Genomic DNA, 15880 nt, shown 5'->3' on the forward strand with positions numbered 1-15880 from the left:
TGCTGTCGATTATATAGTCAAAATAGCGCTAAGTAGTAACGACTGAATCGATCGTTAATTTTTGACCTTATCTGAAGTGGCTCAACCACTTTGTAGACAATGAGCATCTTTTCAAATCCCAGCTGGATTGCCCCATATGCCTATCCATTTACTAGTATTGATCAGGTACCTCAAGCAGTTTTTGATGAGATAAATGGTCGCCTGGATAAAGTTATTAGTACAAAACCACTGGTGTCTATTTTGATTGCTGCTTATAATGAAGAGATTAATATTCTTCGTATGATCAGCACGCTGTCAGCGCTAGATACCAGAATCCCTTTCGAAATCATCGTTGTCAATAACAATTCAGGCGATAGAACGCAGGAAACAATTGACAAACTACATATCAAGCGTTTTTTTCAACCAGTACAGGGTTGTGGACCGGCCCGTCAGTTGGGTCAGGAAATGGCTTTAGGCACCTATATTTTGCTAGCTGATGCCGATTGCCTGTATCCACCAAATTGGTTGGATGAAATGATGGGGCAGTTACGCCGTCCTGGCGTTGTTTGTGTTTATGGGCGATACTCGTTCATCGGCTCTTCCGCGATCCCAAGATGGCAGCTGTTCCTGCACGAAACGCTAAAGGATATGATAGCTGAGATTCGACACATTAAACGCCCTTACCTAAACGCCTATGGAATCAGCATGGGTTACATACGGGAAGTAGCTTTAAAAGCCGGTGGGTACATTGATCACAATACCCGGGGTGATGACGGTCGATTGTGTTTTGATATGATGCCTTACGGCCGAGTAATACAAATGAAAACTCGCTCCGCTCGCGTATGGACAGGTCCCCGTACATTATTACAAGACGGTACAATCTGGAATAGCTTGAAAATACGTATCGGAAAAGAAGTCAAACAGGCATTGTCTTACCTCACGCCACACCCACCTCACAATACCAAAACATCGGCTAATTAACCTTGTTATTAACTTCGTCCGCTTAAGAACCTGTATGGTCCGTTTGACAATACAGGTCGAATAACCATAATGCCAACAAGTCTCATATCTTCCCGGTTGACGGAAAACTAGTAAACCCGCTTACTCGTCGGGTTTTGTTCGAGTAGGCGATACAAATCAACTGATTTAATTGCCCTCAAACCTCATTATCTGTCGAAAACAATTTTATCGTTTCCCACGAAAAAGGGAACCAGGTACCACTATTGGCATCGAATACCTCGGTCGCAGATTGACAGGGGAACAGCTTGTAGTCGAACTTAGGGTAATCGTTGACCAGATAACCAGGATAATAGTACGCTTTCCGTTGCTGGCGGGCGTAATTGATCTTCATGAGCATTAAAAACTTGCCCAAACTTTGTTTACGATAGGCAGGGTCGTAAAAATTCATGATGCCTGCAATGCTTTGCGAACCGTTGTCGAAAATGCCTGCTGCAATCAATTTGTTTTCATCTCTAACCTCAACGACATACGTGTCAAACACGGTGTAAACGGGACCATCCAGTAAGCAGGACTCGACCGAATCAGGGGCATCGAAATTTATGGCACTTCTGTAAGTTGCGTAAAGATTTACTATCTCTTCCGTAAGAGTAAAGGGCTTGACTTCCACCGAAAATTTCTCGTTAATTCGAAGAAGCCTCAACTGATCAGTACCATATTGAACACTCGCCAGAGCTAAACGTAGCCAGTGTACGGAGTATAATGTGTCGTCAAATAACACGTAACGGCACGTGAAAATGTTCTGCTGCATCCGAAAATAACCCATACTCAGGCATAAATCCAACTTATTCCCCGTCATCGTTTAGTGCGTCTTACAACTGAAATTATTGGCAATTCTCAAGTTAGCATGAAGGATCAAAGACCAGTCGGGTTTAGCTGATTTTTCGATTCGTCGCTGGTAGTTGTTGGTAGGTTAGGCATCCCATTGGGTTGGATACCCAGTCCACTGTTCAAGCAAGAAATCAGCTAGATCTAAGCCAGCGGCTCGTTCATCGGCCGTTGCGTTGTCTTCCAGATAGGTTGACACGGTTATGTGAAATCCTTCGGCCAGTAACTCACCCGCTACCCTGTTCCAACGATCGAAGGCGCTTCCATCTTTTGAGAGATCTGGAAATAATTCTATTTTCCGCCCTCTTAACGGGGCAAGCCGTTCGGCATTTAAATAGGATAGTGCACCAACTGCCAGCCAGATAAAATCCGGAAAGTATGGGGTGCTGATAACCGCAGTTTTAGGTGCTTCGACAATAGCTACCGGCTGGTCGGGCGGAGCAGTTACTAACTGAGGTAAACCGAACAGACAGGGTGATTTTTGAACGTCGTTACGCTCATCAAGGTAGGCTGTCAGCCAGTCTGGATAAGGCTGTTTCTGTTCATCACAACGGCGAGCATAAGCCGAATGTACCCACGTCGTTCGCGTTCGTTTTTCACCATTTTTCACCACATATTTGACGGTGTGGAACGTGTCATCGAATAGTTTGATCTGTCCCCCACGGATGCGCTGCTGCTCATCGATGTACCAGAACACACACGCTCCCGGCCAACGGCCCGAGGTACCAATATTGAAGCGTTTCAGCAGATTATCCGCAACACTGGCACCAAAATGCTGGTGCAGTAATCGGGAAAACTGGTTTCTCGGGTAATATCCCAGCGATTGTTGAAACACCTCATCCGGTATGGTATAAAGTTGATTTTGCGACGCTACAGCTGGCGCAGGCCGGGTGACGGGTTGGTCAAACAGGAAAGCGGCAACCCGTTCTGCCTGTTCGAGTGTGGCTCCTTCCTGTTGGATAAGATGCGCGATAATTGTCTGCTTCGGTGCTCCGCTGTGCTTCTGTTTCGCTGCCAGCCGGAACCACGTTTTGGGAATGGGTCCAATGCTGCTACGTGCTCTTACGTCAGTGTAGTACGAGCGACCGGACAATCCTTTCTCGTAAGGATTGAGGTGGTATCCACAATTACTTTCCCGGTCGCATCGACCATAGATTTCGGGCAGTGGTTCACCGGTTTGGGTATCGATATAGCGGCTTAACGTTTTACGGTGTTTGGGACCACAGTTTGGGCAGTCAATCTTGATTGCTTTTTTAGGCAGTTGATAGCGGAACGTTGTAGCAGACATGAGCGTAAAAATAAGCATTTGTCTTAAGCTACCTTCCCGCTATTTTATATAGATTAGTATTCTCAACAAGGAAGCCCGGCAGACGCAGTGTCTGCCGGGCTTCCTTGTTGAGAATAGTTTGTATGTTAAAGATAATCGATGATACGTCGGCCAATGATGCCACTTTGCAGTTCCCGGCGTAGAACAGCCTTTCGACGACGCGGGTGCGTCGCAATGTACATAGCCCGCATTTTCAACGTAAAACTAGCAATCATATACAGCCCGAACAATACGCCAAGAATCAACAGTGATTCTGTATTCGTGATGTTACGGTGTAGCAGAAAGAACAGGAGCGTGTTTACAAATGAGGCTCCACAAAGTACTGCGGTTGCCTGCGCGTGCGACAGACCATTGTCCAGCAGAATGTGGTGCATGTGGTTTCGATCGGCAGAAAACGGTGACCGACGGGCCAGAATACGCACCAGAAATACCCGTAACGTATCGAAGATCGGAACGATCAGAATAACAATGGCAATAATCGGTGCGTTAAAAAAGGCAGTTGGTTCAAAACGATAGGACGCGTTCAGGCTTACGAAACGTACGGCAAAAAAAGCCAGCATGAAACCAATAATCAATGAGCCGGTATTACCCATGAAAATTTTACTAGTCTTCGAGAAATTGAACCGTAAAAAGCCAAGCAGCGACCCCGTCAGCGTAAAGGCCAGACAAGCCATCGTGAAGTGGTTCGTTAATAGGAACCATGTGCCAAATGTGCCGCTGGCAATCGTGGCAATACCACCGGCCAGGCCGTCAATACCGTCGATCAGATTGATCGCGTTGGTGAGAGCAATAAAAATAAAGCACGTTAGCAGGATGCTGATAATTTCTTCGATGTGGTGGAAGCCCATGATTCCGTATAAGTAGTCAACCTTCAGATCACCGAAAAAAATCAGGATCATCGCGGCCAAAACCTGGAAAAGAATCTTTTTATTTGGGTCAATACCGACCAAATCATCTTTGATACCGATGAAAAATAGAATGGTCATACCCGCTACGGAGAGATCGGTTCTATAAACATCAGTCTGATCGATGCTAGGCCACAGAAAATAAGCAATCAGAATGGCAGCAAAAATAGCAATGCCGCCAAAGGTAGGAGTGGGCGTGGAGTGCGATCGGCGTTCACCAGGTTTCTCCATAAGCGATTTCAACTCGGAGATTTTGATAATGACCGGAATCGAGATCACTGCGACGAAGCAGGCCACTAAAAACGCCAGAATACACTGGTACAGGCCCAGCTTGAACAGGTCGTCATTTAGTTTATTTTGTAAATAGGCAATCAATAAATCGAGATTCATAAGGCTCTTAAATTAGGTGATGTGATCACCGATTGGACTTTTTGCCAGTGCAACTTTCCAGACGAAGCCCATTCAATTATAAATGCGTGGATAAACGGGTCTGCACAAAAAATAGGCAGGAGATTCCAGATTCAATGTAAAAATCAATTCTTTACACAAGAAGTCAAGTATAATTTGATTGAACGGTTTTACTATCCCTTGGTGACTTTGCTGTTCAGCGCTGGTGGTTTCGTGATATACTGACTGAGTTTGCGTAACGGTTTTAGCCAAAGTGTAAAAAAATAGGGTGTTAATCCGTTCAATTCCCAGGCTACCCGGTCTTCTTTATTCGCCCGAATCCGGTTCTTTAAACTGCTGTTGCTAATACCGCCGGCCCGCATGACAATGGTGACTTCATCCATGTAGGTAAGCTTAGCTTTGTTCTTATGGATGAACCGAAGCATCAATTCGTAATCGGCGGCACTTTTCATATCGAGTCTGAAAACGCCATATTGCTCATACAGCCAGCGTTTCGCAAAGAACGAAAGGTGGCCCGGCATCCAGCCCCATAAAAAAGCATTCTCAGTATACCAGCCAGATCGCCAGTAACGCGTAAGCTTCTGCGTGTCAGAACGGTCCACGTAAATCATATCACCATATACCGCGTCGCTATCCGTTCGTTCGAAGGTAGCAACCATGTTCTCAATGACCCGGTTGTGCCGGTAAAAATCGTCGGCATTGAGTAGGCCAATTACCTCACCGGTAGCCATTTGAATGCCTTTGTTCATGGCATCATATAAGCCCTTGTCGGGTTCTGAAACGAATTGAGCAATTTTTGTACCATACGAGCGGACAATATCGACTGTGCCATCCGTCGACTTCCCGTCCACAATGATGTACTCAATGTCACTATAAGTCTGATTCAGAATTGACTCGATGCAATCCCGGACGTGCTCAGCTCCATTGAACACAACCGTAATAATAGATACTCTCACGACGCAATATCTCGTTTTCGGACCCAAACGGCCGGGTTTCCCTGATAAATTCCATACGCATCCAGCGAACGAGTTGCCACCGAATTGACCGATAAAACGGAATGAGAATGGCACCGGACGCCTGGACAGACAATTGCTTTAGCACCAATCCAGACACCATCGTCGATCGTTATTGGCCGGGTCGTAAGATCGAACGTCGATTGACGGTAGTTATGGTTTCCGGTCAGGATCATGGCTCCCTGCGAAAGGCAGGTATGATCGCCGATAACAACTTCACTCAAATTATCGATCCACACCTGTTCACCAATCCAGACGTAATTGCCCACCCGAAGTAACCAGGGGTATTTAATATTGACACCGGGTTTGATAACGACGCCCGTTCCTAGTTTTGCGCCAAATAGTGTCAGGACAATGCGCTTAAAGGCAATCGGTAGGGGTAGATACGTATTGACGGTGACTGAATTGACCAGAAACCATACAATGATTTTCCAGCGCGGCCCTGGCTTGTACCAGCTGATGTCATAAATCGATAGATCCGTACGGCCGACCGTCTGCTCAGGGTCGGTTGGTTGGGCTAAGATCTTTGCCATAGTGCGTTCGGAAAAATTGAATAATTGACTCTTTGTCGCGCCCTGCATGAAAATAAACTTCAAACATTTTAGCGTCTACCAGAAAACGGTACCAAAGGCCCTGCAAAAAGTGCCAGATCAAGCCTTTCTTTCCATCCAGAAAACCGAACCGAAAAAAATACCGATAAAAAAAATACAAAAATGGCCTGGTGAACAAAGGTAAGGAGGCATATTGTATTTTTAGGTAACGGGTACGTTGTTCCTGCGATCCAAACAACTTGGGTTCTACACGTTGTGTTTTGTCGAAATTGTACTTAATGTTCAATAAATCAATGACTTCACGAATGGCGTAGTTATTATGCTTCTGCGTCCACCAGGTTAAATTATTCAGGTTATGATCGACCAAATCGTGCTGAAATTGGATGGATTTACCCTGCGAGAGCTTGATATGTTCATCCATCCAGGTTTCTTCACAAATGCCCTGTTGACGTCGCCAAAGCCTTAAGAGCCAGATTGGGTAATAATCGCCATGTCGTATCCATTTGTCAAAAAACAAGACCCGCCGTTTAACATAAATGCCTGACACGTCCTCAGAAAGCGTTGTCAGCCGTTGATTGATTTCTTCGGCCAGCTCGGGCAGAACGTACTCATCGGCATCCATACGCATGAGCCAACCCGTCTCGAACGGTGTATGGTCAATGCCATAATTAAACTGTAACGCATAGTTGACCCATGGATTTTGAACGACTGTGGCACCAAGAGAACGTGCAATTTCTACAGTGTTATCCGTTGAAAATGAGTCGACTATGAATATTTTGTCGGTGAAGGGATGCAAACTCTGCAGACACCGGGCAATATGTTTTTCTTCGTTATGCGTTAGAATAATGACTGATACGTCGGCCATACCTAGGTAGTGCGTCTCCTAAAATAATGTCGAACGCACCTTCAGATGCTTCACTCAAATTAGTTTAGGAGTGCTTTTGATACTGATTCGTACTGCAATACTATCACTTTTTTTAGACAGGAAAAAGCTGCTCAGGCTGTTCACTGACAGTCCTGTATTGTTTTTATGCTATTTTTTGAAAATACGGCGCTTCGTAATACTCATTGAGCTAAAGGCGTGGGGCCTTTGATTAGATTGTGTAGCTTTGTTGTCGAAACCATTGTTACTAGACGACTATGCGCCTTGTCATTCTGACGCAGGACGATCCGTTCTACCTCGCCCGAAATATTGATTACTTACTGAAAAAATTGCCCCCTTATGCTGAGGTCGTTGCGACCGTAGTGTTCGACGTATCGCCTTTCGGTAAGCGGGAGAGTTTTAAGGACAAGATTAAAAAGACTTACGACATATTTGGGCTTCCTTTTTTTGTCCGTTACGGCTTTAAGTACGTAACCTCTAAATTAGATAGTCGAAATAACGTCAGAAAAGTACTGGCTGATCGGGGGATTCCACTGATTCAGGTAGAAGGAGCAATCAACAAGGACGAAAATCTGGAGAAAATTCGGGCCTATAAACCTGACTTATTGGTCTCCATTGCTGGTAATCAGATTTTCAAGCGTAAACTGCTGGATGTTGCCACTTATGGTTGTATCAATCTTCATACGGCCCTTTTACCCAAATATCGTGGTCTAATGCCTTCGTTCTGGGTTCTGAAAAACGGTGAAACACACACGGGTGTGTCTGTTTTCTTCGTCGATGAGGGAATCGATAGCGGGCCAATTCTTGTGCAGAATAAGCTTGAAATTGGCGGCATGAGCCAGGCCGAACTGATTGATGTCACGAAGAAAATGGGTATGGATGCCATTCTGGAAGCCATTGAAAAAATCCATTCGGGCAAGTACGAACTCATCGAGAATGATGCCTCCCAAATGACGTATTTCACGTTTCCAACCAGTGATGACGTCAAAGCGTTTCGGGCAGCTGGAAAACGTTTTTACTAGTTCCAGCCCTTGGATACCTGACCCATTCAGTTGATTTAATAATCCGGCTGTTGATCAGCTACAGGACTGATCATGAACGGTTAGTTAATTTTATGAATATTCTGACATTCGATATTGAAGAGTGGTTTCATATTCTTGATAATGCGTCGACACGGACCGAGGCTGAATGGAGCCGGTACGAGCCACGGATTTATGAGAACATGGATCGGATCTTCCAACTTTTAGAGGATACGAATACTCGGGCGACCTTCTTCTGCCTGGGTTGGGTAGCCGATAAACACCCCGATATTATTCGCCGGATCGATGCCGCAGGCTACGAAATTGCTACGCATTCGTACGCGCACCAGCTTGCCTACGAGCAAACCCCCGCTGAGTTTCAGGCTGATCTGGAGCGATCCATCAAACACTTGCAGGATATAACGGGAAAGAAAGTTCGGTCCTACAGGGCTCCCGGTTTTTCGATAAAAGAGTTTAATCGCTGGGTATTCCCAATTTTGGTGGAGCAGGGTATCGAGATCGATTGTTCGGTTTTCTCGGCTCGTCGGGCACACGGTGGCGATGCATCCTTAGGCATGTTTGAACCGGGTTATCTTGACGTGAATGGGACACTGCTTAAGGAATTTCCTATCAATACAAGCGCCGTTCTGGGACAAGACCTGATATTTTCGGGTGGCGGCTATTTTCGACTTCTTCCGTATCGGGCCATCCGGGGATTAATGCACAGGTCGCCCTATGTGATGACCTATTTTCACCCGCGCGACTTTGACGCGGAGCAGCCAATGATACCAGGTTTGAGCCGCGCGCGGAAATTCAAATCGTACTATGGCCTGAAAGACTGTCTACCCAAATTGAAGCAACTATTGCTGGAGTTCCCATTCGTCGATTTATCAGAAGCTGAACAACAGGTAGACTGGACAAAAGCGGTCTGTAGAAAACTGTAGCCTAACCAGAAAGGAGACTAGTTTTGGGGGAAGGCTGACTGGTTAGGAATCATTTACTTCTCTATGATTGGTATGCCTGACTCACTTCAAAATCTTTTTGTATTCGTTCAGGAGTTTCTGCGTAACGACTTCAATGTCATATTCTTTCTTTAACAGGGCCGTTGCATTTCTGCTTATTTGCTGACGTAATTCGTCATCGCCAAGAATTTTTTCAAGCCCCTGCCGTACGCTATCCGGGGTTTGCTGATCGATAATTTCTGCGGCCTGACTCTGACGAATAACTTCGCCAAAACCAACCCGATCTGAAACAAGCGTGGGCGTACCAGCCGCCATTGCTTCCAGAACAGCTATGGAAAAGCCTTCTGAATAGGAGGGAAGGACAAATAGATCAGCGTCGGCAAGGGCCGCTTTTTTGTCGTCACCCGTTATCATACCCACTAATTTTATTGAGTCTTCGAGTTGGTGAGTTTCGATAAACTGACGGATCGTACTCTCATAGCCATCATCGGACCCGGCCAAAATCAGTACGGTAGCGGGGTTGGTACGGATATACTCACGAAATGCAGGTAGTAATATATCCAGCCCCTTTTTGACATTGAGCCTGCTCATGAAAAGCACGATCTTTCGATCAGATGAAAGGCCGATTTTCCTTCTAAATGTTCCTTTTGGCGGTAACGCAGCAAAGTCACTCAACCGAATGCCATTGGGAATGATGGCTGTTTTTGTTGAATGCGAGCCCAGGTAGTGATTGACATCCTGTTGTTCGCCAGCACTCAAGACCTGAATTAAAGCAGCCCGGCGCAAATAAGCCTTTTGCGCCATTGTGTCAATGAGTTCTTTCTTCCAGCGGTTGTGTGCGTAGACCCAATGATCGAGAACACCATGCGGTGTTATTACTTTCGCCACCGTCCGATCAACAAAAAAAGGGGCTAGTGTACCGAAGTGCCATAAACCGTGGCAATGAACGATATCAAACCGGCGAATATTTTTTGTCAGATATTGATATAACTCAATCGAAAATTCACGAAAAAATCGGCTGATGACCGGTGTTCGCTGACACAGAATTAATTCTACGCCGTTTGGAATAGGGTAGGGCTTTTCACCGGCTGATATAGGACTAAGGATAGTTACCTGATGGCCTTGTTGCAGTGCGGCTGCGGCATGGTCAAAAATCACTTTAGGAGGGCCGCCTATTTCCCAGGAATAAGCGCAGATATGAAGAATTCGCATAAGAGTGTGCGAAGTTACTAATTACGAGGTGACTTTTATAAATCCCCGGAGCATGTCCTGCGCAACGGCATTGGGAGAATAGGTGGCAATCAATTGCTTGGCGGCTTGACTCATTTGGTGCGTATCTACGGTACCATCCATAAACTGAGCCATCCGTCGGACTAACTGATCAGGCTGGTTTGGATCAAAGACAAAACCGTTCTGGCCATCGTGTACCAGGTCGGGTACGCAGCCACACCGATCGGACACAAGCACCGGTAGCCCGCAAGCCATCGCTTCGTTTACCACCAGCCCCCAGGGTTCCGATCGGCTTGGTAAAACCAAAATGTTGCTCAGTGCCAATATTTCAGGAACTTCGTACCAGGGCCGACCCGGCAGCAAGGACACTGATCCGGCTAATCCCAGCTCATTTACCTGATTGACCAGCTTCGTCCGTTCGGTGCCGTCGCCGAGAATAAGTAATCCCCAGTTTTTTCCGTTAGACGATGTCTTAATTGCTTTGGCAAAGGCGTCCAGAAGTAGCGGCAAATTTTTAAACTCAATCAGTCGTCCGACAAAGACAAAATTGTTGGGTTTTAGCGTCAGGGCCTGCTGCCGTTCTGTTCGGGTAGGTAGCGCCTGTTCGTAGACCGACTGAATCGTGTCGTTATCGACCGCGTTGCGACGTAGCAGAATTTTAGCGGGATCAGCGCCAATCGAAATCAGGTAGTTCGCCGACTGGTTTCCAAAGCAAAAAAAACCATCGCATCGATCGAACAGCCACTTCTTAAACTGTTCTTTTCGGCTGCCCCGCTGCTGATCCGCTACCGTGCTTTCGTTCTGCATGATGACACGAACACCATTGGCTTTGGCCCACAGCAGAATCATGACCTGAGCTGGATCGTAATAGCCCGTGAGGTTGATGACATCCGGTCGAAACGCTCTTACGCGCTGAAGCAGCACGCGCGTTCGGTCGAAGAGGCTAACATTTTCGATGTAGCGATCAAAGAGTAGCTCGTAATCGTACGCGTACGTTGGCGCAGTGCTATCCGTCACTGATTCCATACCAGTCCGGGAACGTTCGCTACGGGCAATTTGTAGCACCTTTACCGTCACGTCCGGTTGATTGTCTACCAACCGTTGTAGTGCCTGAAAAACACTGGATTTGTAGTGAGCCCAGAGAATATTATGGACAATAAGAATACGCATCAGGCGGGCTGAGCGTTTGGAATGACAACATACTCGTCCGTTTCCTTGATCGGTTTGGGATCAGACAGATAAGCAGGGAATAAATGCTCAATGCCGATAAACCGAATCATGAGCGCCAGCGGAAACCAGAAGGAGATTTCATTTGGACGACCATTGGTGAACAGCGTGACCAGGATCAGCATGTAGAAATAGGCCAGAAATGTACTCATGGGGTTCGGATTGGTACGCATGATTTTCTGGACATGATAGAAAGCTTTGGCGTTTACCCCCGCAAAAAGAACAAATCCCAGTAATCCTGTATTCGTGAGCGATTCCAGAATAGGAATATCGAGGTATAAAAATTTATAGCCGAATCCCAGAATTAACATATACAGGTGACCAACCAGTACATTGGTAAGGAACGTAGCACTAACGGAACGGTTGGCTGCCGAGGCATCCAGGGTTGCTTTATAGGCTGCTCCTTTCACTTTCAGACCCAATAGGGCGTAAATGTTCTCTAGATTTCGTTCCGCAAAGGCCAGGACGTAGCTATACAAAATACCGTAGGTGTCGCTAAATCGCTGAAAGAAGATGATTACCCCAACGATGCCTAAAATAATCGTGATAATGGGTACTGGCTTAAAAATTCCCCGCACAGCCATTTTAATCTGAGTAGGTCGAACATTGTAAATCATGAAGAAAACCAGCGCAACGAGCAGAGCCAGAACACTCGATCGGGTCTGAGTCAGCACAAGAATAGCAACGCTCAGGAGCCCAGAGAACAAGCAGACCAAACGAAAAATGATTCCGGTCTGTGGGCGCAATGCCCAGATGGCACAGGCTACGGCGCCCATAAACGCGTTACGTGCAAAGGCATGAGGATTGCCGGACCCTTCGTCGTTATCACCCAGGGTAATGGTTGCCCGTTGCCCAATCGCCCAGGTCGGATTCGTCATCAACGAATAAATAAGACCCAGATTGGAGACGAGTGTGAACAGAATAACAACTGGTACGAACACACGCAAGATGTCGTTCGGAATGTTGATAAGCAGGAAAAGGAATATAAAAATGTAAGCGTAATAGATCATGTCTTTGGTATAATCCTTAAAACCTGGATCGCCCAAATAAACATACATGTAGAAAATACTAAGGAATAGGAATCCTATACCCATCCAGAACATAGACATATTAGGACGGTACAAACGCCGAAAGAGCGTAAATGGAACCATCAGCACCAGTCCTCCGGCCAGGGCAGCCGCGGTGAATGTCGTGCTGCCAGGCGCAAGTTTCAGGGTTTCCCGAAAGAAGAAAATAAGAGGAGATCCATCGATCAGAATGCATATACCCAACACCATTCGCATGTAGTCGAGCGTCTGCAAAAAACGAATGAAACGATCCATAGCTAGTCTGTTTTTACGCTTTTTAATCAATAGAAAGAAAGCGTTAATGAAATTCTTATCGGATGTCTGATGGCTATTTCTGAATAGCCCGACGTAGTTGTAGCCGATGCCGAACGTAGCCAAACTGGCCCTGGAACGCAAACGTAGCCAGTTTACGCAATCGGCAATAACGACGCCAAAATGCTTCCCCAAACGCACTGCGTAGCTGAGGCTGATATTTTTCTTTTACTGATTGATGCTCACTCGTGCCTACGGTCTGAATCGTTGACGACTTGGCATTGGGCTGAACGCGAAAACCGCCCCAAAAGCCATCGACGTGCCGAAATTGAACGCCTTCCTGAACCCCCAATCGGGAAACGATCTCGTAATCGATCACAAAGCGCAGACTTTCGTCCAAAAGGCCAAACTGTTCCAGGCGTTCCCGCTTAATGAACAGCGACTGGTTAAACACCTGCATCCCTTCATAAATTTGGCACTCGACACAAAACTTAGGAGCACGAAGTTCCTCAAGAATAACGTCTTTTTCGTCGGTGATGTACATGTCTCCGAAAAAAACGTCCGTATTGGGTGCCTTACGCCATGCGTTGGCTACGCAGGAGAACGCATCGGGCGCAAATACGTCGTCGGAATTCTGAAAAGCTACGTAATCGCCGGTAGCCATCCGAAAGCCTTTGTTGATGGCATCCGTTTGACCCCGATCTTTCTCACTGACCCAGCCAGCCAGAAAAGGCTCGTACTTTTTAATGATTTCCAGACTACCGTCCGTTGAACCACCGTCGATAATAAAGTACTCTAGATTCGGATATTGTTGATTCAGCACACTCAGAATCGTCCGTTCCAGATACTCAACCTGATTGTACGAAGGCGTTACCACCGTCAGCTTGGGGTAAGCCTTCCCATCGGGTGTTACTATTGGCTCATAGGGTTTGGTAACGAACGAGTAGAGTGAATTGTCTGAGTTGAGCATGCGTTTATACTAGTGACTGATAGACCTCCAGCGTCTGCTGAGCGGTTTGGTCGCACGAAAAATGGGTCAGTCGTTCTGTCCCTTTCTGCCGTAAATCCTTGCGCAATGCACTGTCTGTTAGTACTCGTTCTACCGCATTCGCCATCGATTCATCCTCTTCCGGATCAAAATAAACGGCGGCTTCTCTGGCAACTTCGGGTAATGAGCTTCTGTCGCTCAAAATGGCAGGACAGCCAGCACTAAATGCCTCAAGCACAGGGATGCCAAAGCCTTCGTTAAGCGATGGGAAGACAAATGCCTGTGCGTTCTGGTATAAGCTAAAAAGGCTATCGTCGGTGATGGGTCGAAAATGTACCCGGTCGGCCAATTGAGCCGCCTGGAAGGAAGCCTGTTCACTGGCGGTGAACGTTCCACCACCCGCACAGACGATGTGCAGGTCAGGATGACGATTCAGTACGGGCCGGATCGCGCTAAAAAATTTGTCGAAATTTTTATAGAGCCCGCGTTTACCGACGTAGAGCAGATAAGGAAAATCGATTGAGGTCTTGACCTGATTCAGTGAACTGGTCTGAAAATTAGTGCCCAACGGTATGACGCTAATTTTATCCGGATCAACGGGGAAAAATCGTACTATTTCCTGTTTAGAGAACTCTGATATCGAAATAATTCGATTGGCCCGCTGCATTAATTCCTTCTTGGCTTCATACAACCCTTCACCCAGATCCGGATACTGTTTACCATATCGTTCGCTGGTGGCGTCATAAAACGTTAAGACGAAAGGCTTCTTGCCAATCGAATTCAGGAAATAGCGGTGGTAATACGTCGGGTGAAAAATATCGAACCGGCCGGCCTTCACGCGCTGTAAACTATACAGACGATTCAGGAGGGAGGCCGCTCGATTTACATTACGTACATGGGCCAGTTGCCGATAACGAAAATGATTACTAAATGATGCCTTGTTCAGGTACTCGTTATTGGATAAGAGCAGCGACAATTCAAAATCTATATCAGAACGATTGGAAAACGAACTCATCAAGTCAAAGAAATACCTGGACACGCCCCCATAGGCTAGACCCGTAAAGCATTGATGATCGAATAAAACGTTCATGAACAAGAATAAGATAGTTTGTATTTTTTCTAGAAAATACGCCTGCAAAAATACAACTTATAGCGGTAAAACCAAGATTATGTGTGCTCTACTCTATGAAGGATTCAGCGTAGAACGGGTAAGGGCACGCTGTCGACAAACTGCGTAACGATCCGCATCGCTTCTACCGTTGTGTGTCGCCAGCCTCTCAAAACGACAGGCTCAGGTTGCTGGCCATAAGCTGGTCTGATCGTCATTAATACCGGATTATTGTGCGCAGAAACGGATTTGCTGTAATCCGCTACCAACATTGCGGCATCAGGTCGATTGCTTAGGTTCAGCCGATTCTGGTGGGGGAAGAACCCCTCATCGGCGTTATAAAGCCCCTTTGCGTTAACAAACAGCAAGGGTTCATCGCTATCGCTTACCGCCCATGAGCCAGCCTTTTTTTGTAACTGCCGCTCCGGTAGATTCCACAACGCTACGTTCCAGGCTGTATCTCTAACCAAGACTACGTCCTGGAAAAAAACCGGTACATGCATTAACCATAACTGATCTGTGCATAACCCGTTGCAGAAATTGACAAAGGCCCGCTCTTCAACCCGGTCGCGCCACCAGGCTAGTAGCCTGTTCGTTTCATCTGAGCGTCGAAACGCCAGAAAGTCAGCACTGTAAAGACCGATATTCTGAAAGAACTTCTCATCCGGCCAATCACTGCCAGGCTTAGCCGTTTTAGCCGGAGAACGGGTAATGTGCGGTGTAAGCAGGAGGGTAGCCGTACTAAGACGATTCCAGATGGGCGTTAAGGTGCTCAAGAACTGAACGTTCGGGTCTGCGTAGACCACGATGTTCTCATCCGTGAACCGACGAAACGCTTCCTGAACAAAAGCGGGTTTGCAGGCTGCCGCAAACTCAGTTGGCGTGTACTGGGCTGATAGCTTGGCTAGTTGTTCCGGTGAGAGTAGTTCACTTACCGGTAATAACGTGTAAGGTGACTGGAAACCAGCCGGGAGATGAGCGGGATCGTCAACTAATCCAATGACAACGGAATGCGTTTTGTCATTAGCTGTGTAGTTCGTGAAACTATCACCTAACGCAAACGCCTGCGGCAATTGTTGGATCGTACAAAGAGTTATCAGCACAACAGAGTCAGAA

General features: G+C 46.6%; 15 protein-coding genes. 3 read left to right on the forward strand and 12 right to left on the reverse strand.

The window, feature by feature from the left end; translation table 11 throughout:
* Positions 1 to 99 precede the first annotated feature (99 nt).
* Positions 100 to 960 (forward strand): glycosyltransferase family 2 protein, encoded by an 861-nt coding sequence (locus GK091_RS05870; RefSeq protein WP_164035666.1) that lies wholly within the window; start codon positions 100 to 102, stop codon positions 958 to 960.
* 175 nt (positions 961 to 1135) lie between these two features.
* Here the strand turns inward: GK091_RS05870 and GK091_RS05875 are convergent, their stop codons facing one another.
* The 6 genes from GK091_RS05875 to GK091_RS05900 form a co-directional block, all read right to left on the reverse strand.
* Positions 1136 to 1606, reverse strand: a complete 471-nt coding sequence (locus GK091_RS05875; protein WP_317166274.1) for a hypothetical protein — start codon at positions 1604 to 1606, stop codon at positions 1136 to 1138.
* Positions 1607 to 1909: 303 nt separating this feature from the next.
* A complete protein-coding gene (locus GK091_RS05880) occupies positions 1910 to 3112 on the reverse strand; it encodes a DUF6371 domain-containing protein (protein WP_164035668.1) in 1203 nt (400 codons plus the stop codon).
* A 125-nt stretch (positions 3113 to 3237) separates the two neighbouring features.
* Positions 3238 to 4446: a glycosyltransferase family 4 protein gene (locus GK091_RS05885; RefSeq protein ID WP_164035669.1), complete on the reverse strand. Its 1209-nt coding sequence runs from the start codon at positions 4444 to 4446 to the stop codon at positions 3238 to 3240.
* Positions 4447 to 4637: 191 nt separating this feature from the next.
* Positions 4638 to 5420, reverse strand: a complete 783-nt coding sequence (locus GK091_RS05890) for a glycosyltransferase family 2 protein (RefSeq protein WP_164035670.1) — start codon at positions 5418 to 5420, stop codon at positions 4638 to 4640.
* Positions 5417 to 6010, reverse strand: coding sequence for a WcaF family extracellular polysaccharide biosynthesis acetyltransferase (locus tag GK091_RS05895; RefSeq protein WP_164035671.1), 594 nt, complete (start codon positions 6008 to 6010; stop codon positions 5417 to 5419). Before GK091_RS05895 ends, GK091_RS05890 begins: the two co-directional genes overlap by 4 nt.
* Entirely contained in the window at positions 5976 to 6893 is a 918-nt protein-coding gene (locus GK091_RS05900) for a glycosyltransferase family 2 protein (RefSeq protein ID WP_164035672.1), read from the reverse strand. The genes GK091_RS05895 and GK091_RS05900 overlap by 35 nt, the downstream gene beginning before the upstream one ends.
* Before the next feature lie 275 nt (positions 6894 to 7168).
* Between GK091_RS05900 and GK091_RS05905 the strand changes: the two genes are divergently transcribed.
* A complete protein-coding gene (locus tag GK091_RS05905) occupies positions 7169 to 7933 on the forward strand; it encodes a methionyl-tRNA formyltransferase (protein WP_164035673.1) in 765 nt (254 codons plus the stop codon).
* A 92-nt stretch (positions 7934 to 8025) separates the two neighbouring features.
* Positions 8026 to 8874 carry a polysaccharide deacetylase family protein gene (locus GK091_RS05910; protein ID WP_164035674.1) on the forward strand — a complete coding sequence of 283 codons (849 nt, stop codon included), beginning with the start codon at positions 8026 to 8028 and terminating at the stop codon, positions 8872 to 8874.
* A gap of 81 nt (positions 8875 to 8955) precedes the next feature.
* Here the strand turns inward: GK091_RS05910 and GK091_RS05915 are convergent, their stop codons facing one another.
* The 6 genes from GK091_RS05915 to GK091_RS05940 all read right to left on the reverse strand — a co-directional run bounded on the left by GK091_RS05915 (position 8956) and on the right by GK091_RS05940 (position 15867).
* A complete protein-coding gene (locus tag GK091_RS05915; RefSeq protein ID WP_164035675.1) occupies positions 8956 to 10104 on the reverse strand; it encodes a glycosyltransferase in 1149 nt (382 codons plus the stop codon).
* 21 nt (positions 10105 to 10125) lie between these two features.
* On the reverse strand, positions 10126 to 11292 hold the full coding sequence (locus GK091_RS05920; protein ID WP_164035676.1) for a glycosyltransferase family 4 protein: 1167 nt from the start codon (positions 11290 to 11292) through the stop codon (positions 10126 to 10128).
* A complete protein-coding gene (locus GK091_RS05925; RefSeq protein WP_164035677.1) occupies positions 11292 to 12671 on the reverse strand; it encodes a hypothetical protein in 1380 nt (459 codons plus the stop codon). Before GK091_RS05925 ends, GK091_RS05920 begins: the two co-directional genes overlap by 1 nt.
* Before the next feature lie 73 nt (positions 12672 to 12744).
* Positions 12745 to 13638 carry a glycosyltransferase family 2 protein gene (locus GK091_RS05930; RefSeq protein ID WP_164035678.1) on the reverse strand — a complete coding sequence of 298 codons (894 nt, stop codon included), beginning with the start codon at positions 13636 to 13638 and terminating at the stop codon, positions 12745 to 12747.
* 4 nt (positions 13639 to 13642) lie between these two features.
* Positions 13643 to 14746, reverse strand: a complete 1104-nt coding sequence (locus GK091_RS05935; RefSeq protein WP_164035679.1) for a glycosyltransferase family 4 protein — start codon at positions 14744 to 14746, stop codon at positions 13643 to 13645.
* A 104-nt stretch (positions 14747 to 14850) separates the two neighbouring features.
* On the reverse strand, positions 14851 to 15867 hold the full coding sequence (locus GK091_RS05940) for a hypothetical protein (protein WP_164035680.1): 1017 nt from the start codon (positions 15865 to 15867) through the stop codon (positions 14851 to 14853).
* Between the last annotated feature and the right edge of the window lie 13 nt (positions 15868 to 15880).

Origin of the sequence: Spirosoma agri (assembly GCF_010747415.1) — a bacterium.
GTDB classification, from domain to species: domain Bacteria; phylum Bacteroidota; class Bacteroidia; order Cytophagales; family Spirosomataceae; genus Spirosoma; species Spirosoma agri.

Excerpts from the sequence above, each read along its gene's own strand:
- GK091_RS05930 (WP_164035678.1), bottom strand. The coding sequence starts at position 13,638 with ATGCTCAACTCAGACAATTCACTCTACTCGTTCGTTACCAAACCCTAT.
- GK091_RS05920 (WP_164035676.1), bottom strand. The coding sequence starts at position 11,292 with ATGCGTATTCTTATTGTCCATAATATTCTCTGGGCTCACTACAAATCC.
- GK091_RS05935 (WP_164035679.1), bottom strand. The coding sequence starts at position 14,746 with ATGAACGTTTTATTCGATCATCAATGCTTTACGGGTCTAGCCTATGGG.
- GK091_RS05900 (WP_164035672.1), bottom strand. The coding sequence starts at position 6,893 with ATGGCCGACGTATCAGTCATTATTCTAACGCATAACGAAGAAAAACAT.
- GK091_RS05910 (WP_164035674.1), top strand. The coding sequence starts at position 8,026 with ATGAATATTCTGACATTCGATATTGAAGAGTGGTTTCATATTCTTGAT.
- GK091_RS05880 (WP_164035668.1), bottom strand. The coding sequence starts at position 3,112 with ATGTCTGCTACAACGTTCCGCTATCAACTGCCTAAAAAAGCAATCAAG.
- GK091_RS05925 (WP_164035677.1), bottom strand. The coding sequence starts at position 12,671 with ATGGATCGTTTCATTCGTTTTTTGCAGACGCTCGACTACATGCGAATG.
- GK091_RS05870 (WP_164035666.1), top strand. The coding sequence starts at position 100 with ATGAGCATCTTTTCAAATCCCAGCTGGATTGCCCCATATGCCTATCCA.
- GK091_RS05885 (WP_164035669.1), bottom strand. The coding sequence starts at position 4,446 with ATGAATCTCGATTTATTGATTGCCTATTTACAAAATAAACTAAATGAC.
- GK091_RS05905 (WP_164035673.1), top strand. The coding sequence starts at position 7,169 with ATGCGCCTTGTCATTCTGACGCAGGACGATCCGTTCTACCTCGCCCGA.
- GK091_RS05915 (WP_164035675.1), bottom strand. The coding sequence starts at position 10,104 with ATGCGAATTCTTCATATCTGCGCTTATTCCTGGGAAATAGGCGGCCCT.
- GK091_RS05895 (WP_164035671.1), bottom strand. The coding sequence starts at position 6,010 with ATGGCAAAGATCTTAGCCCAACCAACCGACCCTGAGCAGACGGTCGGC.